30 protein-coding genes are annotated in these 26788 nt (G+C 72.1%); 14 read left to right on the top strand and 16 right to left on the bottom strand.

Features of this window, described 5'->3' with window-relative positions; all coding sequences use genetic code 11:
* Positions 1-119 precede the first annotated feature (119 nt).
* The gene (locus EV284_RS31310; protein ID WP_130340178.1) at positions 120-923 is read left to right on the top strand and encodes an enoyl-CoA hydratase/isomerase family protein; all 804 of its coding nucleotides are present in this window, start codon (positions 120-122) and stop codon (positions 921-923) included.
* 28 nt (positions 924-951) lie between these two features.
* On the opposite strand, the gene EV284_RS31305 is transcribed toward EV284_RS31310, so the two are convergent.
* The gene (locus tag EV284_RS31305; protein WP_130340176.1) at positions 952-1671 is read right to left on the bottom strand and encodes a nucleopolyhedrovirus P10 family protein; all 720 of its coding nucleotides are present in this window, start codon (positions 1669-1671) and stop codon (positions 952-954) included.
* A gap of 89 nt (positions 1672-1760) precedes the next feature.
* Between EV284_RS31305 and EV284_RS31300 the strand changes: the two genes are divergently transcribed.
* From EV284_RS31300 to amaP, 5 genes are all read left to right on the top strand, one after another.
* Complete coding sequence (locus EV284_RS31300) at positions 1761-2234, top strand: Asp23/Gls24 family envelope stress response protein (protein WP_130340174.1); 474 nt, start codon at positions 1761-1763, stop codon at positions 2232-2234.
* 84 nt (positions 2235-2318) lie between these two features.
* Positions 2319-2549: a hypothetical protein gene (locus tag EV284_RS31295; protein WP_130340172.1), complete on the top strand. Its 231-nt coding sequence runs from the start codon at positions 2319-2321 to the stop codon at positions 2547-2549.
* 5 nt (positions 2550-2554) lie between these two features.
* Positions 2555-2962 carry a hypothetical protein gene (locus EV284_RS31290; RefSeq protein WP_130340170.1) on the top strand — a complete coding sequence of 136 codons (408 nt, stop codon included), beginning with the start codon at positions 2555-2557 and terminating at the stop codon, positions 2960-2962.
* Positions 2959-3639 (top strand): DUF6286 domain-containing protein, encoded by a 681-nt coding sequence (locus EV284_RS31285; RefSeq protein WP_130340168.1) that lies wholly within the window; start codon positions 2959-2961, stop codon positions 3637-3639. The genes EV284_RS31290 and EV284_RS31285 overlap by 4 nt, the downstream gene beginning before the upstream one ends.
* A gap of 5 nt (positions 3640-3644) precedes the next feature.
* Complete coding sequence (gene amaP / locus EV284_RS31280; RefSeq protein WP_130340166.1) at positions 3645-4226, top strand: alkaline shock response membrane anchor protein AmaP; 582 nt, start codon at positions 3645-3647, stop codon at positions 4224-4226.
* Between the two features lie 21 nt (positions 4227-4247).
* Here amaP and EV284_RS31275 read toward each other — a convergent pair whose 3' ends face one another.
* The 5 genes from EV284_RS31275 to EV284_RS31255 all read right to left on the bottom strand — a co-directional run bounded on the left by EV284_RS31275 (position 4248) and on the right by EV284_RS31255 (position 9014).
* Positions 4248-5003 carry an SDR family oxidoreductase gene (locus EV284_RS31275; protein ID WP_130340164.1) on the bottom strand — a complete coding sequence of 252 codons (756 nt, stop codon included), beginning with the start codon at positions 5001-5003 and terminating at the stop codon, positions 4248-4250.
* Positions 5004-5007: 4 nt separating this feature from the next.
* Positions 5008-6801 carry a glycoside hydrolase family 15 protein gene (locus tag EV284_RS31270; protein ID WP_130340162.1) on the bottom strand — a complete coding sequence of 598 codons (1794 nt, stop codon included), beginning with the start codon at positions 6799-6801 and terminating at the stop codon, positions 5008-5010.
* Between the two features lie 66 nt (positions 6802-6867).
* Positions 6868-7698, bottom strand: a complete 831-nt coding sequence (locus tag EV284_RS31265; RefSeq protein ID WP_165425693.1) for an SURF1 family protein — start codon at positions 7696-7698, stop codon at positions 6868-6870.
* A 16-nt stretch (positions 7699-7714) separates the two neighbouring features.
* On the bottom strand, positions 7715-7948 hold the full coding sequence (locus tag EV284_RS31260) for a hypothetical protein (protein WP_078858611.1): 234 nt from the start codon (positions 7946-7948) through the stop codon (positions 7715-7717).
* An 82-nt stretch (positions 7949-8030) separates the two neighbouring features.
* Positions 8031-9014 carry a DEDDh family exonuclease gene (locus EV284_RS31255; RefSeq protein WP_130340158.1) on the bottom strand — a complete coding sequence of 328 codons (984 nt, stop codon included), beginning with the start codon at positions 9012-9014 and terminating at the stop codon, positions 8031-8033.
* Between the two features lie 240 nt (positions 9015-9254).
* On the opposite strand from EV284_RS31255, the gene EV284_RS31250 reads away from it, so the two are divergent.
* On the top strand, positions 9255-10301 hold the full coding sequence (locus tag EV284_RS31250; RefSeq protein WP_130340156.1) for a zinc-dependent alcohol dehydrogenase family protein: 1047 nt from the start codon (positions 9255-9257) through the stop codon (positions 10299-10301).
* 4 nt (positions 10302-10305) lie between these two features.
* Here EV284_RS31250 and EV284_RS31245 read toward each other — a convergent pair whose 3' ends face one another.
* On the bottom strand, positions 10306-11691 hold the full coding sequence (locus EV284_RS31245) for a CoA transferase (protein ID WP_207229181.1): 1386 nt from the start codon (positions 11689-11691) through the stop codon (positions 10306-10308).
* 49 nt (positions 11692-11740) lie between these two features.
* Positions 11741-13282, bottom strand: a complete 1542-nt coding sequence (locus tag EV284_RS31240) for a S8 family serine peptidase (protein WP_130340154.1) — start codon at positions 13280-13282, stop codon at positions 11741-11743.
* A 288-nt stretch (positions 13283-13570) separates the two neighbouring features.
* On the opposite strand from EV284_RS31240, the gene EV284_RS31235 reads away from it, so the two are divergent.
* From EV284_RS31235 to moaA, 3 genes are all read left to right on the top strand, one after another.
* Positions 13571-13921, top strand: a complete 351-nt coding sequence (locus EV284_RS31235) for a DUF485 domain-containing protein (protein WP_130340152.1) — start codon at positions 13571-13573, stop codon at positions 13919-13921.
* The gene (locus EV284_RS31230; protein ID WP_130340150.1) at positions 13918-15561 is read left to right on the top strand and encodes a cation acetate symporter; all 1644 of its coding nucleotides are present in this window, start codon (positions 13918-13920) and stop codon (positions 15559-15561) included. The genes EV284_RS31235 and EV284_RS31230 overlap by 4 nt, the downstream gene beginning before the upstream one ends.
* A gap of 168 nt (positions 15562-15729) precedes the next feature.
* Positions 15730-16719, top strand: coding sequence for a GTP 3',8-cyclase MoaA (moaA, locus tag EV284_RS31225; protein WP_242625878.1), 990 nt, complete (start codon positions 15730-15732; stop codon positions 16717-16719).
* On the opposite strand, the gene EV284_RS31220 is transcribed toward moaA, so the two are convergent.
* Positions 16702-16920: a hypothetical protein gene (locus tag EV284_RS31220; RefSeq protein ID WP_130340146.1), complete on the bottom strand. Its 219-nt coding sequence runs from the start codon at positions 16918-16920 to the stop codon at positions 16702-16704. The two genes, moaA and EV284_RS31220, sit on opposite strands and share 18 nt — an antisense overlap.
* A gap of 289 nt (positions 16921-17209) precedes the next feature.
* Positions 17210-17602 (bottom strand): DUF3099 domain-containing protein, encoded by a 393-nt coding sequence (locus EV284_RS31215; RefSeq protein ID WP_130340144.1) that lies wholly within the window; start codon positions 17600-17602, stop codon positions 17210-17212.
* A 239-nt stretch (positions 17603-17841) separates the two neighbouring features.
* Here EV284_RS31215 and EV284_RS31210 point away from each other — a divergent pair, with 239 nt between their 5' ends.
* Positions 17842-18135 (top strand): GlsB/YeaQ/YmgE family stress response membrane protein, encoded by a 294-nt coding sequence (locus tag EV284_RS31210; RefSeq protein ID WP_130340142.1) that lies wholly within the window; start codon positions 17842-17844, stop codon positions 18133-18135.
* Positions 18136-18195: 60 nt separating this feature from the next.
* Here EV284_RS31210 and tyrS read toward each other — a convergent pair whose 3' ends face one another.
* From tyrS to EV284_RS31180, 6 genes are all read right to left on the bottom strand, one after another.
* Positions 18196-19464, bottom strand: coding sequence for a tyrosine--tRNA ligase (tyrS, locus tag EV284_RS31205; RefSeq protein WP_130340140.1), 1269 nt, complete (start codon positions 19462-19464; stop codon positions 18196-18198).
* 56 nt (positions 19465-19520) lie between these two features.
* Positions 19521-20915: a TldD/PmbA family protein gene (locus tag EV284_RS31200; protein ID WP_130340138.1), complete on the bottom strand. Its 1395-nt coding sequence runs from the start codon at positions 20913-20915 to the stop codon at positions 19521-19523.
* On the bottom strand, positions 20912-22435 hold the full coding sequence (locus tag EV284_RS31195; RefSeq protein WP_130340136.1) for a TldD/PmbA family protein: 1524 nt from the start codon (positions 22433-22435) through the stop codon (positions 20912-20914). The genes EV284_RS31200 and EV284_RS31195 overlap by 4 nt, the downstream gene beginning before the upstream one ends.
* A gap of 72 nt (positions 22436-22507) precedes the next feature.
* Positions 22508-23440: a hydroxymethylbilane synthase gene (hemC, locus tag EV284_RS31190; RefSeq protein ID WP_130340134.1), complete on the bottom strand. Its 933-nt coding sequence runs from the start codon at positions 23438-23440 to the stop codon at positions 22508-22510.
* Positions 23425-23619 (bottom strand): DUF397 domain-containing protein, encoded by a 195-nt coding sequence (locus EV284_RS31185; protein ID WP_130340132.1) that lies wholly within the window; start codon positions 23617-23619, stop codon positions 23425-23427. The genes hemC and EV284_RS31185 overlap by 16 nt, the downstream gene beginning before the upstream one ends.
* Positions 23616-24443, bottom strand: a complete 828-nt coding sequence (locus EV284_RS31180) for a Scr1 family TA system antitoxin-like transcriptional regulator (protein ID WP_130340130.1) — start codon at positions 24441-24443, stop codon at positions 23616-23618. The genes EV284_RS31185 and EV284_RS31180 overlap by 4 nt, the downstream gene beginning before the upstream one ends.
* Positions 24444-24597: 154 nt before the next feature.
* On the opposite strand from EV284_RS31180, the gene EV284_RS31175 reads away from it, so the two are divergent.
* From EV284_RS31175 to fabI, 3 genes are all read left to right on the top strand, one after another.
* A complete protein-coding gene (locus EV284_RS31175) occupies positions 24598-25029 on the top strand; it encodes an ATP-binding protein (RefSeq protein WP_130340128.1) in 432 nt (143 codons plus the stop codon).
* A 166-nt stretch (positions 25030-25195) separates the two neighbouring features.
* Entirely contained in the window at positions 25196-25900 is a 705-nt protein-coding gene (gene fabG, locus EV284_RS31170; protein WP_130340126.1) for a 3-oxoacyl-[acyl-carrier-protein] reductase, read from the top strand.
* A gap of 5 nt (positions 25901-25905) precedes the next feature.
* Positions 25906-26673: an enoyl-ACP reductase FabI gene (gene fabI / locus EV284_RS31165; protein ID WP_130340124.1), complete on the top strand. Its 768-nt coding sequence runs from the start codon at positions 25906-25908 to the stop codon at positions 26671-26673.
* Positions 26674-26788: the final 115 nt, after the last annotated feature.

The following is a 26788-nucleotide window of genomic DNA, read 5'->3' as shown; positions in this document are numbered from 1 at the left end:
CCCATCGGCTTCGATGGTGGCCACCCGGTCGGTCCCCTGATCGTCCGGGTGGTTACTGTGCAGTCACTTCGCGGTGCCGTACGGCACCGCGCGATGACCGCACCCACCGGAGGCGCCCCATGGCTTCGCCCGACCAGGACCTCGCTCCTGTACTCGACAAGGACGGCGTACGGCTCACCGTCGATGACGCGCTCGCCACGGTGACCCTGACCAACCCGGCCAAGCGCAACGCGCAGAGCCCCGCTCTGTGGCGGGCGCTGGCCGAGGCGGGCCGGGCGCTGCCGGGCTCCGTCCGCGTCGTCGTGCTGCGGGGCGAGGGCAAGTCCTTCTCCGCCGGACTGGACCGCCAGATGTTCACGCCGGAGGGGATCGAGGGCGAGCCGAGCTTCGTCGATCTCGCGCGCCGGGACGACGCCGGGGTCGACTCCGCCATCGCCGGGTTCCAGGAGGCGTTCACCTGGTGGCGGCGCAACGACATCGTGTCCATCGCCGCCGTGCAGGGACACGCCATCGGCGCCGGCTTCCAGCTGGCCCTCGCCTGTGACCTGCGCGTCGTCGCCGACGACGTGCAGTTCGCCATGCGCGAGACCAGCCTCGGCCTGGTCCCCGACCTCACCGGCACCCACCCGCTGGTCGGCCTCGTCGGCTACGCCCGCGCGCTGGAGATCTGTGTGACCGGCCGCTTCGTGCACGCGGAGGAGGCGGTCGTCTCCGGCCTCGCCAGCGTCGCCGTGCCCGCCGCCGAACTCGACGGCGCCGCGACCGACCTCGCCGCCGCAGTGCTGGCCGCGCCGCGCGACGCCGTGGTGGAGACCAAGGCGCTGCTGCGCGGTGCCGTCGGCCGTTCCTTCGACGAGCAGGTCGTCGCCGAGCGCGCCGCCCAGGCCCGCCGACTGCGCGACCTCGCGGGCATCGGGGACTGAGCGCACCGCAGCCCCCTCGCGGTCGCGCTCACTCCACACCGGTCACCAGGACCGCCACCGTCGGGCGGTCCTCCAGCGTGTCCCGTACCGCCGCGCGCACCCGCTGGGCCACCTCGGTGGCCCGGTGCGCGGAGTCCGTGGCGACCTCCACGTAGACATGCCGGTGCGGCAGGGCCGCGTCCGACTCGCGCCGCTGGACCCGGACCGCGTGACCCCGGTCGCCGAAGGCCGCCGTCAGCCGGGCCACCCCGGCCACCGTGAGGACGGCCGCGGCCACCGCCGCCTCGTCGGGGTCGGTGGTCCGCTCGGCGTCCGGCGCCCGCTGCGCCCGGGACACCGGGGGCGGTTCGGCGGGCGGCTCCAGCAGATCCGTCACCCGCAGGTCCACCTCCGTCACCGTGAGCCCCAGCCGGCCGGCCGCCGCCGTCAGCACCTCCCGCAGCCGCTCCGCCGTCACCGGCAGCGGCCGGGCGGCGGTCGCCGCGAAGTCCGCGGTCACCCGGAGGGGCCCCGGCCACAGCGCGCTCGGCGGAGCCGGTACGACCGGCTCGCTCACCTGACGCGGATCGGCCGGACCGATCCGCAGCGTGCCCAGCCACGCCCCCGGCACCTCGGCCGCCGCCGCCCCGGCCAGCACCGAGGTGGCCGCCCGCTCCGTCATCCACGCGCCGTCCCGGCTGCCGCCGAGCGGCAGCAGTCTGCCGGGCGCCAGTCGCTGCCGTACCGCCTGTGTCCAGTCCGCCGTCATTCCTCCACCCTGCCCTCTCCACGGCGCGCAACGGCGCAGGCGTGCTTACCGTGGTCGGAGAACGACGACCGAAAAGGGGAGCAGTGGCGATGAGCGAGATGGCAACCCACGGCGGCGACAACGAGCCGCAGACCTCGGCCCGCAGGCAGACCCGGTCCGGCGGCGGCGACCCGGCGACCAGAGGCCGTACCACCATCGCGGACGGGGTCGTCGAGAAGATCGCTGGAATGGCGGCACGTGACGTGGAGGGCGTGCACGCCATGGGCAGCGGCCTCTCCCGCACCTTCGGCGCCGTGCGCGACCGGGTGCCGGGCGGCGGCAAGGCCGTCACCCGGGGTGTGAAGGCCGAGGTCGGCGAGGTGCAGACCGCTCTCGACCTGGAGATCGTCGTGGAGTACGGCTATCCCATCGGCGATGTCTCCCGCGCGGTCCGGGAGAACGTGATCGCCGCCGTGGAGCGGATGACCAGCCTTGAGGTCGTCGAGGTCAACATCGCGGTCAGCGACGTCCACCTCCCCGACGAGGAGGACGACGTGGAGCCGGAGCAGCCCCGTATTCAGTGAGCCGGGGGGTACCCGTACAAGAGGCCGGACCGGCTGACATCACTCGGTCGGACGAGCCGACCCGCTTGAAGGAGCGCTGCAGAGATGAGCATGGCAGCAGTCGGCATGATCGCCGGAATGGCGCTGGGCTTCGCCGGGTTCTACGGCGGTTTCGGAGCCTTCGTGCTGGTGGCGGCCCTCGGGGCCGTCGGATTCTTCGCCGGCCGCTTCATGGACGGTGAACTGGAGCTCGGCGACTTCTTCCGCCGCCGGGACGACCGCACCCGTGACGACCGGTTCCGCACCGGCGGCGACCGGCGCGACTGGCGCCGGTGACCGCGATGAGCACGGACACCGGCGCGGCGGCGCCGGCTGTCTGGGACCGCACCCCGCCGGGCGAGCGCGGGTTCACCCGGATCGCGGACCGGGTCGTCGCCAAGATCGCCGCGCGGGCCGCGCGGGAGGCGCTCGCCCCGCTGCCCCGTGATCTCGACCCGCCGCACGCCACGGTGAACGTCCGTCCCCGGGCACGCGGCACCGGCCCGGTGGAGGACAGCCCCTTCGCCACGGCCCGGGTGCGGGTGGCGCTGGAGCTGGAGTACCCCGGTGACATCGGCGCGCGCTGCGCGGCCGTACGACGCCGGGTCACCGAGCGGGTGGGCGAGCTGGCGAACATGGAGGTGCCCGAGGTGGTCGTCGAGGTGGAGCGGCTGCGGCTGCCCGGTGAGCGTCAGGGGAGGACGGTATGAGCGAGCCGCCGCAGGACGCCACCCGGCCGATGCCCGTGGTGGACACCGAGAAGCACCCCGACACCGAGCGGCACCCCGACGCCGAGAAGCACCCCGGCGCCGAGCGGCAACCCGCCCTCTCCCCGGACGCCCGCGGCAGCGGCCGCTTCTGGTCCGCCCGCCGCGTCCCCTCGGCGCTCGTCGCCCTGCTCACGCTGGGCGGCGCCGGCCTGCTGCTCTACGACATCGTGGCCGTCCGCGCCGGGTACCCGGCGATGTACTGGCGCCGCGAACTCGCCCGCCAGCTGGCCGAGCGCCCCCTCGACGACATCCCGGTGCTCGCGGGCGCCGCCTTCGTCACCGCTCTCGGCCTGTGGCTGATCCTGCTCGCGGTCACCCCCGGCCTGCGCAACCTGCTCCCCATGCTCCGTCCGCGCTACGACGTACGCGCCGCGCTCACCCGTGACGCGGCCGCCCAGGTACTGCGCGACCGGGCCGTGGAGGTCTCCGGGGTGCGCGAGGCGCGGGTCAGGATGCGCCGCCGCCGGGCCGACGTGCGGGTGATCTCGCACTTCCGGGACCCCGCCGAGGTGCGGAGCGACCTGGACACCGCGCTGGCCGGCGCCGTGACCGACCTCGGCATGGCCCGGCGCCCCAAGCTTTCGGTACGCCTCAGGGGACCAGGGAAGAAGGGATGAGCGGCATGCGTTCAGGAGCCGTCAACCGCGTCCTGCTGGCGCTCGCCGGACTGGTGCTGTTCGTGCTCGGCGGGTCGGTGCTGGCCGTCGGCCTGGGCGCGCCCCCGCCCTCCTGGTGGCCGCACTCCGGCCGGCACGACGTGCTGCTCAGCCGGGCCGAGCGCACCGCGTGGCGGGACCAGGACTGGTGGTGGCCCGCGCTGATCGCGCTGCTGGCCGTGCTGTTCCTCGTCGGGCTGTGGTGGCTGGTGTCGGTGCTGCGCAGGCACCGGCTCTCCGAGATCCTCCTCGACAGCGGCGACGGCAGGGGCGCCCTGGTGCGCGGCGGTGCGCTGGAGTCCGCGGTGGCGGACGATGCGGCCCGCCGGCCGGGCGTGGCCGGGGCCGACGCCCAGCTCAGCGGCCGCCGTACGTCCCCCGCGCTGCGCGCCGGGCTCCGGCTGGAACCCGGCGCCTCCCCGGCCGCCGCCCTGGCCGACTTCGCCGCACATCCCCTGGGCGCGGCCCGCGACTCGACGGGCATCGAGACGCTGCCCACCGTGGTGCGGCTGCGGGCGGTACGGCACAAGGCGGACCGGGTGAGCTGACGGTCCGCCTTCGCGAAGGACTCAGAACCCGTGCCGCATGCCCCCGTCGACGGGCACCATCACGCCCGTCAGATAGGACGCGGCCGGGGACAGCAGGAACGCGGCCACCCGCCCGAACTCCTCCGGCGCCCCGTACCGGCGCAGCGGGATGCGGGACTCGTTGGCCGCCCTGGTGGCCACCGGGTCGGCGGAGAGGGAGTCCAGCTCGCGCACCCGGTCGGTGTCGATGCGCGCCGGGAGCAGACCGACGACCCGGATGCCGCGCGGGCCCAGCTCGTCGGCGAGGGATTTGGCGAACCCGGCGAGGCCCGGCCGCAGCCCGTTGGAGATGGTCAGCCCCGCGATCGGCTCGTAGACCGAGCCCGACAGCACGAAGCCGATGACCCCGCCCGGCTCCAGCTCCGCCGCCGCGGCGCGGGCCAGGCGCACCGCGCCGAGGAACACCGACTCGAAGGCGTCCCGCCACTGCTGGTCGCTGTTGTCCGCGACGAAGCCGGGCGGCGGGCCACCGACGCTGACGAGGATGCCGTCGAAACGGCCGAAGCGCTCGCGGGCCAGCGCGATCAGCCGCTCCGGAGCGTCCGCCTCGGAGTTGTCGACGGCCACGCCCAGCGCGTCCGGGCCCAGTTCGGCGGCGGCGTCCGCCACCCGCTGCTCGTCCCGGCCGGTGACGACCACCTTCGCCCCGTCCGCGACCAGCTGCCGCGCGGCCGCGTTGCCCAGGCCCCGCGACGCGCCGGTGACGATGTACACCCGGTCCTTCAGTCCAAGATCCATGCTCCTATCCTGCCTCCTCGGTGCCGAACAGTGTGAGGGCGGTGTTCACCAGCGCGATGTGGCTGAAGGCCTGCGGGAAGTTGCCGAGCTGGCAGCCGGCCTCCTCGTCGTACTCCTCGGCCAGCAGCCCCACGTCGTTGGCCAGCCCGGCCAGCCGCTCGAAGAGTGCGCGGGCCTCCTCGGTGCGGCCGGTCAGGTGCAGGGCGTCGGCCAGCCAGAAGGAGCAGGCGAGGAAGGCGCCCTCGCCCTCGGGCAGCCCGTCGACCACCGGGCCCTCGGGGTCCTCGGTGTCGTAGCGGCGCACCAGGCCCCTGTCGCCCAGGTCGGCGGCGATCGCGTCGACCGTGCCGATCACCCTGGGGTCGTCCGGGGGCAGGAAGCCCACGCGCGGGATCAGCAGCAGCGAGGCGTCCAGCTCGCGGGAGCCGTAGTACTGGGTGAAGGTGTTGCGCTCGGGGTCGTAGCCCTTGGCGCACACCTCCGCGTGGATCTCGTCGCGCAGTTCCCGCCAGCCGGCAAGGTCGCCCTCCAGCTCGGGGTGCTCCTCCAGGGTGCGTACCGCGCGGTCCGCCGCCACCCAGGCCATCACCTTGGAATGCGTGAACTGGCGGCGCCCGCCGCGCACCTCCCACAGTCCCTCGTCCGGCTGCCGCCACTGCTCCCGGAGGAAGTCGATCAGCGCGCACTGCAGGGCCCACATGTGCGGGCGGGCCGACAGCCCCGATTTCCGGGCCAGCCACAGGGAGTCCATCACCTCGCCGTACACGTCGAGCTGGAGCTGGTCCACCGCGCTGTTGCCGATACGGACCGGCGCCGAGCCCGCGAACCCGGCGAGCCAGGGCAGCTCGGTCTCCGGGAGCCTGCGCTCGCCCGCCACCCCGTACATGATCTGGAGGTCCTCGGGGCTGCCCGCGACCGCTCTGAGCAGCCAGTCGCGCCACGCCTCCGCCTCCTCGTGGTACCCGGCGGCGAGCAGCACGTTCAGGGTGAGAGTGGAGTCGCGCAGCCAGCAGTACCGGTAGTCCCAGTTGCGGACCCCGCCGAGCTTCTCCGGCAGCGAGGTGGTGGCCGCCGCGACGATCCCGCCCGTGGGCCGGTAGGTGAGCGCCTTCAGGGTGATCAGCGAGCGCACCACGGCGTCCCGGTACGGCCCGTCGTAGCGGCACCGCCCGCTCCAGCGCCGCCAGTCGTGGACGCTGGAGCTGAGCGCCTGGTACGGGTCGATCAGCCGGGGGCGCGGCTGGTGCGAGGGATGCCAGGTGAGCACGAACGCCACCCGCTCGCCCTCGCCCAGGGTGAACTCCGAGTGCGTGCCCAGGTCCTCGCCCCAGGTCCGCACATGCGGCTCGGAGCGCAGCCAGGTGGAGTCCGGGCCCGCGACCGCCACCCGGTGACCGTCCGCGCGGCGCATCCACGGCACGATGGAGCCGTGGTCGAAGCGCAGCCGCAGCCTGCTGCGCACGGTGACCCGGCCGCTGACGCCCTCCACGATCCGTACGACGTCCGGGACCTTCTCGCGCTGCGGCATCAGGTCGGTGACGCGCACGGTGCCCTCGGGGGTGTCCCACTCGGTGTCCAGCACGAGGGTGTCGGGGCGGTAGCCGCGCCGGGTGCAGGTGCCGGCGCCCTTCGGCGCGATCCGCCAGTAGCCGTTGTCCTCGTCGCCCAGCAGCCGGGCGAAGCAGGCGCCGGAGTCGAAGCGGGGCAGGCAGAGCCAGTCGATCGAGCCGTCCCGGCCGACCAGGGCGGCGGTCTGCTCGTCGCCGATGACGGCGTAGTCCTCGATGCGCGGGTTCACGGATTGGCGATTCCCCGTGTGGCCTGACGGCCAATCAGGTGGTGCGCCGGGGGAGTGACACCCGGCTCACACGGCGGCGGGCTCCGCCTCGGCCGCGCTCTCCTGCTCCGCCGCGGCCACCCGGTCGCGCAGCTCGCGCCGGACCAGGAACCACCAGCCGACGGGCACGGCGGCGGCGAACAGCCACCACTGGATCATGTAGGCGTAGTTCAGCGGGGCGTCCTCCTTCCCCGGGCTGGAGATCTGCTCCGGGGTGTCGCCCCTGGGCTCCGGCGCGGTCTGCTCCACATAGCCGCCGAGCACCTGCGCGCCGAGGCGCTTCGCCTGGTCGGCGCTGTTGATCAGCATGACCTGGCGGTCCGGGAGGCCGGCGATCTGCTTGATGCCGCTGGCCGCGGTGGTCTCGTCGGCCTTCAGCCGGCCGGTGATCGTGACCTTCCCGGCCGGGGGCGCGGGGACCTTCGGGAACTCGGTCTGGGCGCCGCTCGCCGGAATCCAGCCCCGGTTGACCAGCAGCACCCGGCCGTCGGCCAGCCTCAGCGGGGTCAGGACGTGGAAGCCCACCTCGTCGTCGGCGTTGGTGCGGCGCCGGACGACCTCCTCGTGGGCGGTGTCGAAGGTGCCGGTCGCGGTGACCGTGCGGTACTTGTCGGCGTGGGTGACGGCGCGGCCGGGTGAGGTCAGCCGTTCCACCGGCACCGGATCGGCGTGCAGGGCCCGCGCGACCAGGTCGTTGCGGGCGGTGCGCTCCTCGTACCGGTGGTGCTGCCAGAAACCGAGCCTGATCATCGTCGGGATCAGCGCGATCACGACGAGGGTGAGGATCACCCACTGGCGGGTGAGCAGGAAGCGGTAACGGTGCACCCCACGACGGTACCTCCGGGCCGTGGGGCGCATTCGGGCGGGTACCGGGTCAGACCCGGTCCACCACCCCCGCCTTCCCCTCGGCGCGGGCGCAGTGGGCGCCGCAGTACCAGTGGCCCTCCACCTCCACGCCCTGCCCGATGATCTGCACCCGGCAGTGCTCGCAGATGGGTGCCATGCGGTGGATGGCACAGGAGAAGCAGTCGAAGACGTGCACCGCGCCCTGTGCGTGGACCTCGAAGGTCATTCCGTAGTCATTGCCGCAAACTTCGCATCTCGCCATGCGCCTCAGGGTGAGCCGTACCCGGCCGCCGGGCGAGCGGGCGCGGGCGCGAATCGCGGGGAATCACCCGTCCGTACGGCTGTCAGCCGGCCGCCTCGACGTCGCGCAGCAGTTGTCCGAAGGCGGCCTCGTCGATGACCGGGGTGCCGAACTGGCGGGCCTTGGCCGTCTTGGAGGTGCCCGAGTCGGGGTCGTTGGTGACCAGCAGGCTGGTCAGCCGGGAGAGGCTGGTGGCCACGTGCAGCCCGGCCTCGGTGGCCCGGTCCTCCAGCAGCTCGCGCTCCGTGGAGGTGTCACCCGAAAAGGCCACCCGCATGCCCTGCTTGAGGCGTTTGCCCGGTTCGTACCGGCCCGGGTTGGGGTAGGGGCACGCGGGCCGCTTGCGCGCCGGGCGCCAGCCGGGACCGCGCCCGCCGCCGTAACCGCCGGTCGCCTGACGGCCGATCAGCGGGGCGTCCGACCACTCGGTGAGCGGACGGCACTCCAGCAGCGGCAGCCGCACCTCGCCCGCGGCGGCCGCCCTGAGGCTCGGCCGGAACGCCTCCGCCAGCACCCGCGCGTCGTCCAGCGCGTGGTGCGCGCGCTGCTGCACGACCCCGAAGTGCGCGGCGAGCGACTCCAGCTTGAAGTTGGGCAGCGGCAGACGCAGCTCCTTGGAGAGCGCGATGGTGCACAGCCGCTGGCGCACCGGGGGCTCCCGCCGGGCGCGCGCGTACTCCCGCGCGATCATCTGCCAGTCGAAGACCGCGTTGTGCGCGACCAGTACGCGGTCCGCCAGCCGGGCCGCGAACTCCTCGGCCACCTCGGCGAAGAGCGGCGCCCCTTCGAGCACGTCGCTCGTCAGCCCGTGTATCCACACCGGGCCGGGGTCCCGCTCGGGGTTGACCAGCGTGTACCAGTGGTCCTCGACCTCACCGCGCGCGTCCAGCCGGTACACGGCCGCGGAGATGATCCGGTCGTCGCGGGCCAGCCCGGTGGTCTCGACGTCGACGACCGCGTATCCCTTCGGATACACGGCCGGCCACGGGGTGGGCGAGGACACTGCGGTCGCGGGGTCTTCGAGCATGGTCAATGAGGATACGGGTCACCGCCGACAGCCGGGCCGCCCAGGGGCTCCCGCACCACCGGCCGGGTTGGACCTCGCACGGGTGTGCGTCCCCAAGGCCGTTCGGGGGAAACGCCCTTGGCGGTGTCGCCGCTGGTCCGGGCCCCCTCGCGGCGCGGACCGGCTCCGCGACGGCGTACCGTGGGTGCGCTCGGCACATCTCCGGGCACCCCCGCCTCCCGGTACGAGAAGGACCCCGTCATGCGCGCCACCACCATCCACGCCCCGTTCGACATGCGGGTGACGGACGTGCCCGAGCCGATCGTGCAGCTCCCGACCGACGCCGTCGTGCGCGTGCTGCGCGCCTGCATCTGCGGCAGCGACCTGTGGGCCTACCGCGGCGAGGCGGCCCGGCAGCCGGGGCAGCGGATCGGGCACGAGTTCCTCGGCGTGGTGGAGGAGACCGGCTCCGACGTCGGCACGCTGCGGCGCGGGGACCTCGTGGTCGCCCCCTTCATGTGGTCCGACGGCACCTGCGAGTACTGCGCCGAGGGCCTGACCACCTCCTGCGTGCACGGCGGCTTCTGGGGCTCCGTCGGCTACGACGGCGGCCAGGGCGAGGCGGTACGGGTGCCGTTCGCCGACGGCACCCTCGTCAAGCTGCCCAAGGAGGCGGCCTCCGACGACCACCTCCTCACCGCACTGCTCACCCTCTCCGACGTGCTCGGCACCGGCCACCACGCCGCCCTCGGGGCGGGCGTCCGCCCCGGCGCCACGGTCGCCGTCGTCGGTGACGGCGCGGTCGGCCTCTGCGCGGTGCTGGCCGCCAAGCGGCTCGGCGCCGAGCGGATCATCGCCCTCGGCCGCCACGAGGCGCGCACCGACATCGCCCGCCGCTTCGGTGCCACCGACGTCGTCGCCGCGCGCGGCGAGGAGGCGGTCGCGGCCGTCCGCGAGCTGACCCGCGGCCAGGGTGCGCACGCCGTCGTCGAGGCGGTCGGCACCGAGCAGTCCATGAGCACCGCCGTGAACATCACCCGTGACGGCGGCGCCATCGGCTTCGTCGGCGTTCCCCACGGCAGCGGCACCGGGCTGGACCTCGGCGTCATGTTCGACCGCAACATCGCCCTGCGCGGCGGCGTGGCCCCGGTCCGCACCTACATCCCCGAGCTGCTGCCCGACGTCCTGGACGGCACCGTCGACCCCTCCCCGGTGTTCGACATGACCGTGGACATCGAGGGCGTCCCGGACGGCTACCGGGCGATGGACGAGCGCACCGCGCTGAAGGTCCTCGTCACCAACGGCTGAACGGTCAGCTCCACGCGGCCGGGCTCGACCCCCAGGGGACGGGCGGGGTGGCCCAGTCGGCCGGCCCGCCGGTGAACGACACCGGGGGCCGGGCGTACCGCAACCGGCCGAGCGGGCTGTCCCGCTCGGCCAGCCACGCGTCCGGGCCCTCGTGCTCCGGGCCGCCCGGACGCGGGTCCCGTCCCGCCTCGTCGGTCAGCCAGTGCGCGGTACGGGCGAGCGCGAGCCGCACCAGGCGGCCCCGGCCGTCGCGGGAGCGTTCGGCCAGGGCCCGCAGGACGCCCGCGGCCAGCAGGTAGCCCGAGCCGTGGTCCAGGGCCTGGGCGGGCAGCGCGCCGGGCTCCATGGTCGAGCCCTCGGTGGCCGCGATACCGGTCGCGACCTGGACCAGGCTGTCGAAGCCGCGCCGGCCGCCCCAGGGCCCGTACGCGCCCCACGCCGAGACCTGGGCGACGATCAGGCCGGGACACCGCTCGGCCAGGGCCTCGGGGGAGAGGCCGAAGCGGTCCAGGGCGCCGGGGCGATAGCCGGTGACGACCACGTCGGCGGAGGCCAGCAGGTCGTTCAACGCCGTCTCGTCGGCGCCGAGTTCGAGGGTGGCCGACCTTTTCCCGAAGCCCGTGTCCGCGTGCTGGTCGGGCAGTTCGGGCAGCCCGGGGGCGTCCACACGCAGCACGTCGGCGCCGAGCAGTGCGAGGGTGCGGGTGGCGACGGGCCCGGCGAGGACGCGGGTGAGGTCCAGGACGCGTACCCCGGCGGCGGGCAGCAAGGGGCCCGACTCCCTTTCCAGAGGCTGGAGTCGGCGTGCCGAGGGCGCGCCGAGCGGGCCGCGCTCCACCAGTGGCCGCCGGGCCACCTCGGCACCCTGCGGATGTGCCGCCCACTGTCCGGGGGTGCGCAGGGCCACCGCAAGGCCCCCGGCGGCGTACACCGCCTCCTCGATCTCCAGGGCGGAGCGTTCGAGGAGCAGCCGCTCCACGTCCTCGGGGCCGGCGTCGTCGGGCAGGCCCAGCGCACCGAGGAGGCGCTGCCGGTGGTGCGGGTAGTTGGCGTGGGTGCGCACCCAGCCGTACGCCGCCCGCCACCAGCGGGACAACGGGGCGAAGTTGACCGGGGCGCGGCCGTCGATCCGCAGCACCCGCTCGCTGTGGAAGGCGGTGGCGACCGCGCCGTCGTCCACCACGGCGCGCGGCACGGTGCCGAGGCCGGCCCGCACCGCGCCCAGCTCGGCGGCGGCCAGCGCGCACGTGCCTACGCACGCGCGCGCCAGCCGCTGCACGGGAAGGCGGGCGATCAGGGCCCCCGGCCGCTCGACGCAGACCAGCCGGGTGAGCAGCGCGCGATCGCCGCCCAGCGCGACCCAGGCGGACTTGATCATGGGATCGATCATGGCCGCACTATGCATGAGCCGCCCTGCCCCGACAAGGAGGCGCCAGGGCTCAGTGGCTCACCGCCGCCAGCGCGTCCGCGATCCCCCAGCCGTAGAAGCCGTTGCGGTTCTTCGTGCCCTCGCACACCGCGTCGACCTTGCCGTCGCTGTTGATGTCGTACGGGTCGGTGCACGGCGTGGCCGTCGCCTCCGCGTACAGCAGTGCCTTGACCGCGGCGGCGGAGGCGTGCGGGTGGGTCGACTTGATCAGCGCGGCGACGCCCGCGACATGCGGGGAGGCCATCGACGTACCGGCCATGTAGCCCCACTTGCCGCCGGGCAGCGGGCCCAGGATGAGGCCGCTGACCGCGGGCGGGGCCGGGGTCTGGTAGGCGGTCGAGTCGCCGCCGGGCGCCGCGATGTCGATCGTGCCCAGGCCGTAGTTGGAGAACGACGACTTGATGCCCTTCGCGCCGGTCGCCGCGACCGTCACCACACCGGGGAGCTGGGTGGGTATGTCGAAGCACTCGCGCGGGTCGACGGTCCGGTCCGAGGGCGTGCCGTCGTTGGGGGAGGAGGGGTCGGTGATCGAGTCGGCGGCGAAGTCGTAGTTCTCGTTGCCGGCCGCCGCGACGTTGACCGCGCCCTTGCTCTCCGCGTACCGGGTGGCCCGCGTGATGGCGTCCACCAGGGCCTTCTGGTCCGGGTCACCGGTGCAGTTGAAGTACCACGGGTCGGTGTAATAGCTGTTGTTGGTGACGTCCACGTGGTGCTCGGCCGCCCAGACGAACCCGCAGACCACGGCCTCGGTGTAGAAGTAGCCGTCCGGGTTGCCCACCTTGATGCCCGACACCTTCACGCCCGGCGCCACGCCCGTGATGCCGACGCCGTTCTTCGCGCCCGCGATCTCACCCGCGACATGCGTGCCGTGCGGGGACTCCGACGCGCTCGGCCGCCAGGCGCCGTCGGTGGTGTCCGGCGCGCCGGAGACGCAGTTGACGGAGGCCGCCCGGTCGAAGTTGGGCGCGATGTCCGGGTGGGTGTCGTCCACGCCGGTGTCGATGACGGCGACCGTCACCTTGCTGCTGCCGAGCGTCTTCTCATGGGCCTTGTCCGCCTTGATGGCGGGCAGGTCCCACTGGAGCGGCTCCAACGGGTCCTGCCCGTCCGCCGCCTTGGCCCTGGACACCTCCGCCGCCGTCAGCGGCTTCGGCGCGCCCAGGTCGGTGGTGGACTGCGCGGGCAGCGGCGCGTTGCGGGTGGCCCCGGCCGAGGAGACACCGGACACCTTGCGGATCGACGTGGCGAAGTCGGGGTTCGCGGAGTGCACCACGATCACGCCGATACGGTCGTAACTGGCCACGACGGTGCCGCCATTGCGTCCTATCGCGCGGCGCACCGACTCGATCGTGCGATGGTCCGTTCTCGTGTTGACCACGTAGGACAGCTTCGGGCCGTCGTACGTGGTGGCCGAACCCTCCGCCGCCCGCGTCGTCGAGGCCGTGGACGGGGCCGCCGAAGCCGCCGTCGGCAGGAAGCCGAGCGAGGCGGTCAGCGACAGCACGACCGGGACGGCCGGCGCGAACCGGCGCCGGGAGCGCAGATGAGCCATGGGATCTCCACATCATCCGGAAACGAAACCGCCCGAGGCACGGGTGGCGCTCGGGCAGGTACATGACGGGTGGAACAAGGTGAAGCTATCCCGGTGGCACGGAACTCCGAAAGGCCCGCACCCGTGTGAACCGGAGACCGCGCCGGCCCGTGTGCGTCAACTAGGGGGCGCGGCCGGATCGCGCCCCCCGGATGATCACAACGGGGAGTCACGCGTTGACGCCCGGTAACGTGATCTCCGTTCCAGTGAGGTCGGCAACCGCCCGTCCGTGACGCGAGGAGACCTTGAGTGGCGACCGAGACACCGCCCCCCGCGAAGCACCCACTTCCTTCCCCCGAGGAGTTCACCGAGGCGCAGGCGAGCGCGGAGTTCGGTGAACTGCGCCGCGCCCACCGCTCGTTCGCCTTCCCCCTGACGATCGCCTTCATCGCCTGGTACCTGCTCTACGTGCTGCTCTCCTGCTACGCGGGCGGCTTCATGGGCACCGAGATCGCCGGGAACATCAACGTGGCCCTCGTGCTGGGCCTCGCCCAGTTCCTCACCACGTTCCTCATCGCCTGGTGGTACGCGCGACACGCGGCCGCCAAGCTCGACCCCAGGGCCGAGGCCATCAAGTCCCGGATGGAGGGCGGCGCATGATGTCCGCTCAGCACACGATCGCCGCGCAGCACACCTGGCTCGCGGCCGGCGAGGCCAGTGAGCACAGAGGTCTGATCATCTCCCTGTTCGCGGTGTTCGTCGCCGCGACCCTGGTCATCACCGTCTGGGCGGGCCGCCAGACCAAGGACGCCGCCGACTTCTACGCGGGCGGCCGCCAGTTCACCGGCTTCCAGAACGGACTCGCCGTCTCCGGCGACTACATGTCCGCCGCGTCCTTCCTCGGCATCGCGGGCGCCATCGCCCTCTTCGGCTACGACGGCTTCCTGTACTCCATCGGCTTCCTGGTCGCCTGGCTGGTCGCCCTGCTCCTGGTCGCCGAGCCGCTGCGCAACTCCGGCCGCTACACCATGGGCGACGTGCTGGCCTACCGGATGCGCCAGCGCCCGGTGCGCACCGCCGCGGGCACCTCCACCATCGTGGTGTCGATCTTCTACCTGCTCGCCCAGATGGCCGGCGCCGGCGTCCTGGTCTCCCTGCTGCTCGGCATCACCAGCGACAGCGGCAAGATCGGCATCGTCGCCCTGGTCGGCGTCCTGATGATCGTGTACGTCACCATCGGCGGCATGAAGGGCACCACCTGGGTCCAAATGGTCAAGGCCGTCCTCCTCATCGCGGGCGCCATCCTGCTGACCTTCCTGGTGCTGCTCAAGTTCGACTTCAACGTCTCCGACCTGCTGGGCTCGGCCGCCGACAACAGCGGCAAGGGCAAGGCGTTCCTGGAGCCCGGCCTGAAGTACGGCGCCACCGGCACCTCCAAGCTGGACTTCATCTCCCTCGGCATCGCCCTGGTCCTGGGCACCGCGGGCCTGCCGCACATCCTGATCCGCTTCTACACGGTGCCCACCGCCAAGGCGGCCCGGAAGTCGGTGATCTGGGCCATCGGCCTGATCGGCGCCTTCTACCTGATGACCCTCGCCCTGGGCTTCGGCGCCGCCGCGCTGATCAAGCCGGAGGAGATCATCGCCTCCAACAAGGCGGGCAACACCGCGGCCCCCCTGCTCGCCCTGCACCTCGGGGGAGTGGACTCCAACTGGGGCGCCATCCTGCTGGCCAGCATCTCCGCCGTCGCCTTCGCCACGATCCTCGCGGTCGTCGCCGGCCTCACCCTGGCCTCCTCCTCGTCCTTCGCCCACGACATCTACGCCAACGTCATCAAGAGGGGCCAGGCCACCGAGAAGCAGGAGATCAACGCCGCCCGGTACGCCACCGTCGGCATCGGCGCCGTCTCCATCGTGCTGGGCGCCCTCGCCCGCGACCTGAACGTGGCCGGACTCGTGGCGCTGGCCTTCGCGGTCGCCGCGTCGGCGAACCTGCCGACCATCCTCTACAGCCTGTTCTGGAAGCGGTTCACCACTTCGGGCGCCCTGTGGTCGATCTACGGCGGTCTGGTCACCGCGGTCGGCCTGGTGCTGTTCTCCCCGGTGGTCTCCGGCAGGCCGACCTCGATGTTCCCCGACGCCGACTTCCACTGGTTCCCGCTGGAGAACCCCGGCATCATCTCCATCCCGGTCGGCTTCCTGCTGGGAGCGGTCGGCACCCTGCTGTCCAAGGAGGTCCCGGACGCGGAGAAGTACGCCGAGCTGGAGGTACGGTCCCTGACCGGCACCGGGGCGCACTGAGCCGCCCGCCCGGCACACCTCACGGCCGCGCCGCGCGGGGGCAGGACCCCCGCGCGGCGCGGCCGCGTCCGTACCGGGCCGCAAACCAGCCGCTGTCGATGTCCGAGGTCTCGCGTAGGCTCGCAGGTGACAGGAGACAAGCGGTCCGAGACGAGGGAGGGGGCCCACGTGCTCATCGACACTTACGGCCGGGTGGCCACCGACCTGAGGGTTTCGCTGACCGACCGGTGCAATCTGCGCTGCACCTACTGCATGCCCGAGGAGGGCCTGCAGTGGCTTGCCAAGCCGGATCTGCTCACGGACGACGAGATCGTCCGCCTGATCGACCTCGCGGTGACCCGCCTCGGGATCGAGGAGGTCCGCTTCACCGGCGGCGAGCCCCTGCTCCGGCCCGGCCTGGTCGGCATCGTGGAGCGCGTCGCGGCGCTTCGGCCGCGTCCCCGGATGTCGATCACGACCAACGGCATCGGCCTCAAACGCACCGCCGCCGCCCTGAAGCAGGCCGGACTCGACCGGGTCAACGTCTCGCTGGACACCCTGCGCCCCGACGTCTTCAAGACCCTCACCCGGCGCAACCGCCACCAGGACGTACTGGACGGCCTGAGCGCCGCCTCCGACGCGGGCCTCACCCCGGTCAAGGTCAACTCGGTCCTGATGCCGGGACTGAACGCGGACGAGGCCCCGGACCTGCTGGCCTGGGCACTGGAGCACGAGTACGAACTCCGCTTCATCGAGCAGATGCCGCTCGACGCCCAGCACGGCTGGAAGCGCGAGGGCATGGTCACCGCCCAGGACATCCTGGCCTCCCTGCGCACCCGCTTCGAGCTGACCGCGGAGGGCGAGGGCGAGCGCGGTTCGGCCCCGGCCGAGCGCTGGCTGGTGGACGGCGGCCCGCAGCGGGTCGGCGTGATCGCCTCGGTGACCCGTCCGTTCTGCGCGGCCTGCGACCGCACCCGGCTCACCGCCGACGGCCAGATACGCACCTGCCTGTTCGCCACCGAGGAGACCGACCTGCGCGCCCTGCTGCGCTCCGGCGCACCGGACGAGGAGATCGCCGAGCTGTGGCGCAAGGCGATGTGGGGAAAGAAGGCGGGCGCGGGCCTCGACGACCCGTCCTTCGTCCAGCCGGACCGCCCCATGTCAGCGATCGGCGGCTGAGTCCTCCCACTCCCGGAGCGGGACCACGTCCTTCAGGAAACCGCGCACGCCGAGGAACTGCGACAGATGCTCGCGGTGTTCCTCGCAGGCGATCCAGGTCTTGCGCCGCTCCGGGGTGTGGATCTTCGGGTTGTTCCACGCCAGCACCCAGATGGCGTCGGCCCGGCAGCCCTTCGCGGAACAGATCGGTGTCTCACTCACGGAAAGATTCTCGCAGAGGCGAGCAGAAGGTCTCGCGGAGGAGGCCGGAGGGGAATCGCCGTGGCGGGAGCGGAGGGAATTCACGCGGAAACGGCTGCGAACAAGGCGACGCCGAGCAGCCACGGGGGGAGCTGCCCGGCGTCGGTCTGTCGCTCCGACGGGGGATGCGGAGCGCGTACGAAGTATGTCACGCACCACTGGCCGACCGGCACAAGAACAGCATGATTGAACTGAGCTTTTCCTGAGCTTGGCGGGAAGTCGCCTTCCGCTTTTCCCGCTTCCACGCTGCTCAGGCTCGGTCGGAACGTTTCTCCCGCGACTCCGCCCCCGGCCCCGACGATGCCTGTTCCGGGCCGGAATCCGACCGATCCGCTGACTCTTCGTCACGGGGCGGTGTGATCATCGGCTTGGATGGCGTGACGACGAAGGTCGACGGCAGCGACTGCGGCCGTTCCCGCCCCGCGTTTGCGATCACCACCGCGATGTACGGCAGCGCGGCGCCCAGCACCAGCGCGACGATGGCGACGTACCGCTCCACGTTCCACAGGGAGGCGGCCAGGATCACGGACACCGTCCGGATCGACATCGAGATCACGTACCGCCGCTGCCGGCCCCGCACGTCCTCGGCCAGGCCGGTCCGGGCACCGGTGATCCGGAAAACCTCGCCACGCTGCTTGCCCATCAGTCCACCATCCGCCCGCATGGGTCCGACCCCGGCCCGAAAGCCGCGTCCGGGCCCGAACCGGACCGGGACACCCCACAACGGTACGCCGCCGGGCCGCCGCGCTCGATACCGGGGCGCCGTCCGGCCTGCGGGAACGTCCACCGTCCGGATGGCTCCGGCATGCGGGGCGGCCACGGCGCGCCCAGACTGGCCAGGACGAGCGGATCGATCAGGTCGGACCGGACGAGGAGGCCGCCATGGGCTGGCTGTGGGCGATCATCGTGGGATTCGTGCTGGGCCTGCTCGCCAAGGCGATCATCCCCGGCAAGCAGCACAGCCCCCTGTGGCTGACCACCATCTGCGGCATCCTGGGCGCCCTCGCGGGCAACGCCATCGCGCGCGGTCTCGGGGTGGCGGAGACACGCGGCATCGACTGGAGCAGGCACATCTTCCAGCTCGTCGCCGCGATCATCATCGTGTTCTTCGTCGACCAGCTCTACACCGCGACGCTCGGCAAGCGCCGCAAGCGCAAGTACGACGAACGGGTGTGACACGGCGGGTACGACCGAGGGCGGCCTCCCGGCGAAGGGAAGCCGCCCTCTCTCCGTGCCTCAGGCGCCCGTGACCTCGACCGCCGCCAGGTTCTTCTTGCCCCGGCGCAGCACCAGCCAGCGCCCGTGCAGCAGCTCCTCGGCGGCCGGGACGGCGTCCTCGCCGGCGACCTTCACGTTGTTCACGTACGCCCCGCCCTCCTTCACCGTGCGCCGCGCGGCCGACTTGCTGGCCACGAGACCCACCTCGGCGAGCAGGTCCACCACCGGGCCCGCTTCCGCGACCTGGATGTGCGGCAGCTCGGAGAGCGCGGCGGCGAGCGTCGCCTCGTCCAGCTCGGACAGCTCGCCCTGGCCGAACAGCGCCTTGGACGCGGCCACCACGGAAGCCGTCTGCTCGGCGCCGTGCACCAGCGTCGTCAGCTCCTCCGCCAGCGCGCGCTGCGCCGCACGCGCCTGCGGACGCTCCTCGGTCAGCCGCTCCAGCTCCGCGATCTCCTCGCGGGACTTGAAGCTGAAGATCCGCAGGAACTTGGAGACGTCCCGGTCGTCCGCGTTCAGCCAGAACTGGTAGAAGGCGTACGGCGTGGTCATCTCCGGGTCGAGCCAGATCGTGCCCGACTCGGTCTTGCCGAACTTGGTGCCGTCCGCCTTGGTGATCAGCGGGGTGCCCAGCGCGTGGACCACCGCGTCCGGCTCGACCCGGTGGATCAGGTCGGTGCCCGAGGTGAGGTTGCCCCACTGGTCGCTGCCGCCGGTCTGGAGCGTGCAGCCGTAGCGCCGGTACAGCTCCAGGAAGTCCATGCCCTGGAGGATCTGGTAGCTGAACTCGGTGTAGCTGATGCCCGCGTCGGAGTTCAGCCGGCGGGAGACGGCCTCCTTGGCGATCATCTTGTTGACCCGGAAGTGCTTGCCGATGTCCCGCAGGAACTCGATGGCCGACATCCCCTGGGTCCAGTCCAGGTTGTTGACCATCACGGCCGCGTTCGGACCCTCGAAGTCCAGCAGCGGCTGGATCTGCGCGCGCAGCCGCTCCACCCACTGGCCGACGATCTCCGGCGCGTTCAGCGTGCGCTCGGCGGTGGGCTTGGGGTCGCCGATCAGACCGGTGGCACCGCCGACCAGGCCCAGTGGGCGGTGGCCCGCGTCCTGGATGCGGCGCATGGTGAGGATCTGGACCAGGTTGCCGAGGTGCAGGCTGGGCGCGGTCGGGTCGAAGCCGCAATAGAACGTGACAGGACCGTCCGCGAACGCCTTGCGCAATGCGTCCTCGTCGGTGGAGAGGGCGATCAGCCCGCGCCACTTCAGTTCGTCGACGATGTCCGTCACGGTTCTCGTGTCTCCTAGATGATCATGCGGCGGTCGGATGACAGCCGAGTACGAGGTTATACGCCCTGGCTGACAGAGCTCATATTGAATTCCGGGACGCGGAGCGCGGGCATCGCGGCCCGGGTGAACCAGTCGCTCCACTCGCGGGGCAGGGTCTGCTCGGTGCGGCCCGCCTCGGCGGCCCGGCCGAGCACGCCGACCGGCGACTCGTTGAACCGGAAGTTGTTCACCTGGCCGGTGACCTCGCCGTTCTCCACCAGGTAGACGCCGTCGCGGGTGAGACCGGTGAGCAGCAGGGTCGCCGGGTCGACCTCGCGGATGTACCAGAGGCAGGTCAGCAGCAGACCGCGCTCGGTGGCCGCGACCATCTCCGCGAGCGAGCGGTCGCCGCCGCCGTCCAGGATCAGGTTGTCCATCGCCGGGGCGAGCGGCAGCCCGGTCAGGGCCGCGCTGTGCCGGGTGGTGGTGAGGCGGTCCAGGACACCGTCCTTGATCCAGTCGGTGGCGCGCACCGGCAGCCCGTTGTCGAAGACCGAGCGGTCGCCCCCGGAGGAGTGCGCGACGACGAAGGGCGCGCAGCCGAGGCCCGGCTCGTCGGGGTCGCTGCGCAGGGTCAGCGGCAGCTCGCTGAGCCGCTCACCGGTACGGGTGCCGCCGCCCGGCTTGGAGAACACCGTGCGTCCCTCGGCGGCGTCCCGGCCGGAGGCGGACCAGAGCTGGTAGATCAGCAGGTCGGCCACGGCGGACGGGGGCAGCAGGGTCTCGTACCGCCCGGCCGGCAGGTCCACGCGGCGCTCGGCCCAGCCGAGGCGCTCGGCGAGCTCGCTGTCCAGGGCGCCCGGGTCGACGTCCTTGAAGTCACGGGTGGAGCGGCCGGCCCACGCCGAGCGGGTGTGGTCCGGGGACTTGGCGTTCAGCTCCAGGGTGCCGGTCGGCTGGTCGTGCCGAAGGCGCAGGCCGGTGGAGGTGCCGAGGTAGGTGGAGACGGTCTCGTGGCTGGCGAAGCCGTACAGCTCCCGGCCGCCGGCCCGCGCGCGGGCGAACGCCTCGCCGAGCGCCGGGGCGAAGTCCGCGAAGACGGCGGAGGAGGTCTCGGCGGGCGCGTCGCGGAAGTCGGGGGAGTCCGGAACCCCGCTGACCAGCGGCTGGGCGTCCTCGGCGGGTCCGGCCGCCCGCGCGGCGGCCTCGGCGGCCCGCACCAGCGGCTCCAGCTCGGCCGCCGTCACCGCCGACCGCGAGACCACGCCGGAGGCGGTGCCCTGCTGCCCGTCCACGGTGGCGATCACGGTGAGGGTACGGCCGCGGGTCACGCCGTTGGTGGTGAGCGCGTTGCCCGCCCAGCGCAGGTTGGCGCTGGACTCCTCGTCCGCGATGACCACACAGCCGTCCGCGCGGGACAGCGCGAGAGCCCGCTCGACGATCTCGTACGGCTTGCTGGTCCGCGAGCTCATCGCCCGGCCTCCTGCGTGGTGTTGAGGATGTTGACGCCCCGGAACAGGGCGGAGGGGCAGCCGTGGGAGACGGCGGCGACCTGGCCGGGCTGGGCCTTGCCGCAGTTGAAGGCGCCGCCCAGCACATAGGTCTGGGGGCCGCCGACAGCGGCCATCGAGCCCCAGAAGTCGGTGGTGTTGGCCTGGTAGGCGACGTCCCTGAGCTGCCCGGTGATCCGCCCGTTCTCGATGCGGAAGAAGCGCTGGCCGGTGAACTGAAAATTGTACCTTTGCATATCAATTGACCATGAACGGTCGCCGACCACGTAGATGCCCCGGTCGACGCCCCCGATCAGCCCCTCGGTGGACAGCCCGGCGGGGTCCGGCCGCAGCGAGACGTTGGCCATGCGCTGCACCGGGACATGGCCGGGGGAGTCCGCGAAGGCACACCCGTTGGAGCGTTCGAAGCCGGTCAACTTCGCGATACGGCGGTCGAGTTGATACGCCGTGAGGGTGCCGTCCTTCACCAGGTCCCAGGACTGCGCGGCCACGCCCTCGTCGTCGTAACCGATGGTGGCCAGGCCGTGTTCGGCGGTGCGGTCGCCGGTGACGTTCATCAGCTCGGAGCCGTACTTGAGCTTGCCGAGCTGGTCGAAGGTGGCGAAGGAGGTGCCCGCGTAGGCGGCCTCGTAGCCGAGGGCGCGGTCCAGCTCGGTGGCGTGGCCGACGGACTCGTGGATGGTGAGCCACAGGTTGGAGGGGTCGACGACCAGGTCGTACAGGCCCGGTTCCACGCTGGGCGCGCGCATCTTCTCGGCCAGCAGCTCGGGGATCTGTTCGAGTTCGGCGTCCCAGTCCCAGCCGGTGCCGGTCAGGTACTCCCAGCCCCGCCCGGCCGGTGGGGCGAGGGTGCGCATCGAGTCGAACTCGCCGCTGGAGTCGTCCACGGAGACGGCCGTCAGCTCGGGATGCAGCCGGACCCGCTGCTGGGTGGTGACCGTCCCGGCGGTGTCGGCGTAGAACTTGTTCTCGTGCACGGTGGTCAGCGAGGCGTCCACGTGGTCGACGCCCTGCGCCGCGAGGAGCCGCCCGCTCCACTCCGCGAGCAGCGCCGACTTGTCCGCGTCGGGCACGGTGAAGGGGTCGATGTCGTACGACGAGATCCACGTCTTGTCGGCGTGCACGGGCTCGTCGGCCAGCTCCACGCGCTCGTCCGACCCGGCGGCCTTGATCACCTGCGCGGACAGCTTGGCCATCGCCACCGCCTGCGAGGCGACCTTGGCGGCGCCGTCCATCGTCAGGTCCACCCCCGAGGCGAACCCCCAGCTGCCCCCGTGCACGACCCTGACCGCGTACCCCAGGTCGGTGGTGTCCGAGGACCCCGAGGGGCGTCCGTCCCGCAGCCGCCAGGACGCGCTGCGCACCCGCTCCAGCCGGAAGTCGGCGTGCTCGGCCCCGAGGGCGCGCGCACGGGCGAGAGCCGCGTCGGCGAGAGCCCGCAGGGGGAGCGCCAGGAAGGAAGGATCGATGTCTCGGGCCACGGGCGGGCTCCTCCTGCACGGGGGTGGGGTGCTCAGGAGGATACGTCGCCCGGGGGCCCGGCCCGTCTCGGGTCAGTGGGCGATGCCGTCGATCAGCTCCCGCGCGCCCTGCCGGAGCAGGGCGACGGCGACGGACGTGCCGAGCGTGGCCGGGTCGAGACGGCCGGCCCATTCGTGGGCGTGCAGCACGGTCTTGCCGTCGGGCGTGAACACGGCGGCGCGCAGCGAGAGTTCACCCGAGCGCTCGGTACGGGCGTACCCGGCGATGGGGGAGTTGCAGTGGCCCTGGAGGACGTGCAGCAGCATCCGCTCGGCAGTGGTCTCCCGGTGGGTGGCGGGGTCGCCCAGGTCGCTGACGATGTCGACGGTCTCGGTGTCGTCCTCCCGGCACTGGAGGGCGAGGACACCCGCGCCGATCGGGGGGAGCATGGTCTCCAGGGTCAGGATCTCGGTGACGGCGTCCATCCGCCCGATGCGCTCCAGCCCCGACGCGGCCAGGATCAGCGCGTCCGCCGCCCCGGCCGCCATCTTCTCCAGCCGCTTGTTCGCGTTGCCCCGGATCGGCACGCAGTCCAGGTGCGGGTGGGACGCGGCGAGCTGCGCGACCCGGCGCACGGAGGAGGTGCCGATGCGGGTCCCCGCCGGAAGCTGGTCCAGGGTGCGGCCCTGCGGGTCGACCAGGGCGTCCCGGATGTCGTCCCGCGCGAGGTATCCCGCGAAGCGGGTCCCTGCCGGGATGGGGCGGTCGCCGGGCACGTCCTTCATGCAGTGCACGGCGAGGTCCGCGTCGCCGCGCAGCAGAGCGGCGTCCACTTCCTTGGTGAAGGCCCCCTTGCCCTCGACCTGGGCAAGGTCCCCCATCCAGCGGTCGCCGGTGGTCGTGACCGGCAGTACCTCGGTGCGGACGTCGGGGTGGAGCACGGCCAGCTCCGCTCTGACCCGCTCGACTTGGGCGAGCGCCATGGGGGAGTTGCGGGAGACGATGCGAATCAGGTGACCGGGCATGAGGGCACGATACGACCCACGAACGCGGCCCATGCCTGCGGCGTGACGGCGAGGGGGCGCATGCGCTTGTCTTTGGAGTCGCGGATGTGGATGGCACCGGGGCGCACGGCGACCTCGACACAGTTGCCGCCACCGGTGCCGCTGTAGCTGCTCTTGAACCATGTCAGTTCGGTGCTCATAGCGCTCCTTGCACGTCTCTCAGAACGTCCGCGGTGGCCAGGTGACTCAGGGCCTGTGAGCGCATCTTTCCATAGCGCTGGAGCATGGAACTCACCAATTTGGGCTGGGTGAGCAGGGTGCTGCACTCATGCCCTTCGATGTAGCCGACCCACTGGTGACTGTCGCGTTCGGCGAGGTACATCTGGCCGTCGACACCGCAGTGGTCCACCTGCTGGAGTGGCATGAGGAGGATCTCTACGTTCCGTCGGCTGCCCTGCTCCAAAAGGTTTGCGACGACGTCTCGCGTCACTTCCACGCCACCGAGACCGCGCCTCAGCACTGCCTCCTCGATGAGAAAGGAGAACGCGGTGTTCGGGCGCTCGTCCAGGATTCGCTGCCGCTCCAGCCGAGCCGCCACCTGCCGCTCGAACTGCTCCTCGGACAGGGGCGGGATCTGCTGGTCGAACACTGCCCGGATGTATCCCTCGGGCTGTAACAGCCCCGGAATCACTCGGCATTCGTAAGCCCACAGCGAGATCGCCTCCTCCTCGATCCCCGCCCACTGCTGAAACCAGGTCGCCAGCCCCGACCGCCTCGTCAGCGTCTTGGCCGCCGCCGTGAGGACTTTCGCCGCGTCCTCACCCAGGACGCCCGCCACTCGTGCGGGCAGGTCCGCCGGAGGAAACCGCTTCCCCTGCTCGATCTTGGCGATGTAGGGCGCCGAATACTGCATCCGGAGGGCGAACTCCTCCTGAGTCAGGTGCCCTTGGTCGCGCAGTGACTTCAGTACCGCGCCGAACATCTTGAGGCTGCCGGAGGTTTCCGCCCCGTGCTCTGCCACCATCGCCGCCCACCTTTCACGCACCCCGCTCAACCCGGCCGATCCGCTCATCGTCACGGTGAGTAACCCACCCAGTCCAGAGTGTGCACTGATACAAGCGGAGTTGTATGGGCTTCGTTCCTGTTGGGCCCCCGGAGGGACTCCCCACGCTGGACGCATGTCGCCGTCACCCGCCCAAGAGGCAGTCACCGTACGTACGTTCGCTCAGCGGTTCTCCGCCACCCGGCGGGGTGCGCGCCTCGCGCGGATGCTGGCCGTGCACCAGTTGGACGAGTGGGGCCACCCCTACGGCACCCCCCTCTCCGAGGCCGTCGCCCTGATCGTCGCCGAACTCGCCGCCAACGCCGTCCTGCACGGCCGCGTACCGGGAAGGGACTTCGAGCTGCGCCTTTGGCACCGGGACGGCATCGTACGCGTCGAGCTCTCCGACACCCACCCCGCCTATCCGGCGCTCCCGGCCCACGATCCCACCGCCGAGGGAGGCAGGGGGCTGCTCCTGATCGACGCCGTGGCCACCCGCTGGGGCACCAGTCCCCGCAGCGGCCCCGGCAAGACGGTGTGGGCGGAGTGCGGGGCGGGGGAGTCCTGATCTGTAGGAATCCGACAGGAGCAGGGATGTGTCACTGTCGGTGCCCGATTGTCCGTGGTCGCGGACGGACCGATAGGTTTCTTGGGAAGCCGCCTGTCAGGCCCGTCACCAGGCTGTCCGGGCGGATTGTCGGAACGTTGTAGACCGCTGATGAAAGGGTGATCCGTTGAGCCGCTCGGTTCTCGTCACCGGAGGCAACCGGGGCATCGGCCTCGCCATCGCCCGCGCCTTCGCCGACGCCGGCGACAAGGTCGCCGTCACGTACCGCTCGGGCGAGCCCCCGGCGGGCTTCCTCGCCGTCAAGTGCGACATCACCGACGCCGAGCAGGTCGAGCAGGCGTACAAGGAGATCGAGGAGCGGCACGGCCCCGTCGAGGTCCTGATCGCCAACGCCGGTGTCACCAAGGACCAGCTGCTGATGCGCATGTCCGAGGAGGACTTCACCTCGGTCGTCGACACCAACCTCACCGGCACCTTCCGGGTGGTCAAGCGGGCCAACCGGGGCATGCTGCGGGCCAAGAAGGGCCGCGTCGTACTGATCTCCTCGGTCGTCGGCCTGCTGGGGTCGGCGGGACAGGCGAACTACGCCGCGTCCAAGGCCGCGCTGGTCGGCTTCGCCCGCTCGCTCGCCCGTGAGCTGGGCTCGCGCAACATCACCTTCAACGTCGTCGCCCCCGGCTTCGTCGACACCGACATGACCAAGGCGCTCACCGACGAGCAGCGCGCGGGCATCGTGTCGCAGGTACCGCTCGGCCGGTACGCCGAGCCGGAGGAGGTGGCCGCGGCGGTGAAGTTCCTCGCCTCGGACGACGCCTCGTACATCACTGGAGCCGTCATTCCCGTTGACGGCGGACTGGGAATGGGTCACTGAACACCATGAGCGGAATTCTCGAGGGCAAGCGCATCCTGGTCACGGGCGTGCTGATGGAGTCCTCCATCGCCTTCCACGTCGCCAAGCTGGCCCAGGAGCAGGGCGCCGAGATCATCCTGACCGCGTTCCCGCGGCCCACGCTGACCGAGCGCATCGCCAAGAAGCTGCCGAAGCCGGCGAAGGTCATCGAGCTGGACGTCACCAACGAGGAGCACCTCGCGCGCCTGGCCGACATCGTCGGTGAGGAGCTGGGCGGCCTCGACGGCATCGTCCACTCCATCGGCTTCGCCCCGCAGGACGCCCTCGGCGGCAACTTCCTGAACACCCCGTTCGAGTCGGTCGCCACCGCCATGCACGTCTCCGCCTTCTCCCTGAAGTCGCTGACCATGGCCTGCCTGCCGCTGATGCAGAACGGCGGCTCGGTCGTCGGCCTCACCTTCGACGCGCAGTACGCCTGGCCGCAGTACGACTGGATGGGCCCGGCCAAGGCCGCGCTGGAGGCCACCAACCGCTACATGGCGCGCGACCTGGGCAAGCAGAACATCCGCTGCAACCTCATCTCGGCGGGCCCGATCGGCTCCATGGCCGCCAAGTCCATCCCCGGCTTCGCCGACCTGGCCTCGGTCTGGGACTCCCGCTCCCCCCTGGAGTGGGACCTCAAGGACCCGGAGCCCGCCGGCAAGGGCGTCGTCGCCCTCCTCAGCGACTGGTTCCCCAAGACCACCGGCGAGATCATCCACGTGGACGGCGGCCTCCACGCCATCGGCGCCTGACGCCCCCCGCCCACACCCGAGGCCCGCACCCCTCCAAGGGGCGCGGGCCTCGCGGTCGTTGCGACCAGAAGTCGATCACAACTGGATCACGTCGACCACGATCCGCTTTCGCTCG

It is taken from the genome of Streptomyces sp. BK022 (genome assembly GCF_004217355.1).
Lineage (GTDB): Bacteria > Actinomycetota > Actinomycetes > Streptomycetales > Streptomycetaceae > Streptomyces > Streptomyces griseoluteus.
The sequence above is the reverse complement of the archived record's forward strand: the minus strand, read 5'-3'. Positions and strand labels throughout refer to the sequence as shown.

What these genes read in the sequence shown, in the direction of transcription:
- EV284_RS31310 (WP_130340178.1), top strand. Translation starts at nt 120, where the DNA reads ATGGCTTCGCCCGACCAGGACCTCGCTCCTGTACTCGACAAGGACGGC.
- EV284_RS31305 (WP_130340176.1), bottom strand. Translation starts at nt 1,671, where the DNA reads ATGACGGCGGACTGGACACAGGCGGTACGGCAGCGACTGGCGCCCGGC.
- EV284_RS31300 (WP_130340174.1), top strand. Translation starts at nt 1,761, where the DNA reads ATGAGCGAGATGGCAACCCACGGCGGCGACAACGAGCCGCAGACCTCG.
- EV284_RS31295 (WP_130340172.1), top strand. Translation starts at nt 2,319, where the DNA reads ATGAGCATGGCAGCAGTCGGCATGATCGCCGGAATGGCGCTGGGCTTC.
- EV284_RS31290 (WP_130340170.1), top strand. Translation starts at nt 2,555, where the DNA reads ATGAGCACGGACACCGGCGCGGCGGCGCCGGCTGTCTGGGACCGCACC.
- EV284_RS31285 (WP_130340168.1), top strand. Translation starts at nt 2,959, where the DNA reads ATGAGCGAGCCGCCGCAGGACGCCACCCGGCCGATGCCCGTGGTGGAC.
- amaP (WP_130340166.1), top strand. Translation starts at nt 3,645, where the DNA reads ATGCGTTCAGGAGCCGTCAACCGCGTCCTGCTGGCGCTCGCCGGACTG.
- EV284_RS31275 (WP_130340164.1), bottom strand. Translation starts at nt 5,003, where the DNA reads ATGGATCTTGGACTGAAGGACCGGGTGTACATCGTCACCGGCGCGTCG.
- EV284_RS31265 (WP_165425693.1), bottom strand. Translation starts at nt 7,698, where the DNA reads ATGCGCCCCACGGCCCGGAGGTACCGTCGTGGGGTGCACCGTTACCGC.
- EV284_RS31260 (WP_078858611.1), bottom strand. Translation starts at nt 7,948, where the DNA reads ATGGCGAGATGCGAAGTTTGCGGCAATGACTACGGAATGACCTTCGAG.
- EV284_RS31255 (WP_130340158.1), bottom strand. Translation starts at nt 9,014, where the DNA reads ATGCTCGAAGACCCCGCGACCGCAGTGTCCTCGCCCACCCCGTGGCCG.
- EV284_RS31250 (WP_130340156.1), top strand. Translation starts at nt 9,255, where the DNA reads ATGCGCGCCACCACCATCCACGCCCCGTTCGACATGCGGGTGACGGAC.
- EV284_RS31245 (WP_207229181.1), bottom strand. Translation starts at nt 11,691, where the DNA reads ATGATCGATCCCATGATCAAGTCCGCCTGGGTCGCGCTGGGCGGCGAT.
- EV284_RS31240 (WP_130340154.1), bottom strand. Translation starts at nt 13,282, where the DNA reads ATGGCTCATCTGCGCTCCCGGCGCCGGTTCGCGCCGGCCGTCCCGGTC.
- EV284_RS31230 (WP_130340150.1), top strand. Translation starts at nt 13,918, where the DNA reads ATGATGTCCGCTCAGCACACGATCGCCGCGCAGCACACCTGGCTCGCG.
- EV284_RS31215 (WP_130340144.1), bottom strand. Translation starts at nt 17,602, where the DNA reads ATGGGCAAGCAGCGTGGCGAGGTTTTCCGGATCACCGGTGCCCGGACC.
- EV284_RS31210 (WP_130340142.1), top strand. Translation starts at nt 17,842, where the DNA reads ATGGGCTGGCTGTGGGCGATCATCGTGGGATTCGTGCTGGGCCTGCTC.
- EV284_RS31200 (WP_130340138.1), bottom strand. Translation starts at nt 20,915, where the DNA reads ATGAGCTCGCGGACCAGCAAGCCGTACGAGATCGTCGAGCGGGCTCTC.
- hemC (WP_130340134.1), bottom strand. Translation starts at nt 23,440, where the DNA reads ATGCCCGGTCACCTGATTCGCATCGTCTCCCGCAACTCCCCCATGGCG.
- EV284_RS31185 (WP_130340132.1), bottom strand. Translation starts at nt 23,619, where the DNA reads ATGAGCACCGAACTGACATGGTTCAAGAGCAGCTACAGCGGCACCGGT.
- EV284_RS31180 (WP_130340130.1), bottom strand. Translation starts at nt 24,443, where the DNA reads ATGGTGGCAGAGCACGGGGCGGAAACCTCCGGCAGCCTCAAGATGTTC.
- EV284_RS31175 (WP_130340128.1), top strand. Translation starts at nt 24,598, where the DNA reads ATGTCGCCGTCACCCGCCCAAGAGGCAGTCACCGTACGTACGTTCGCT.
- fabI (WP_130340124.1), top strand. Translation starts at nt 25,906, where the DNA reads ATGAGCGGAATTCTCGAGGGCAAGCGCATCCTGGTCACGGGCGTGCTG.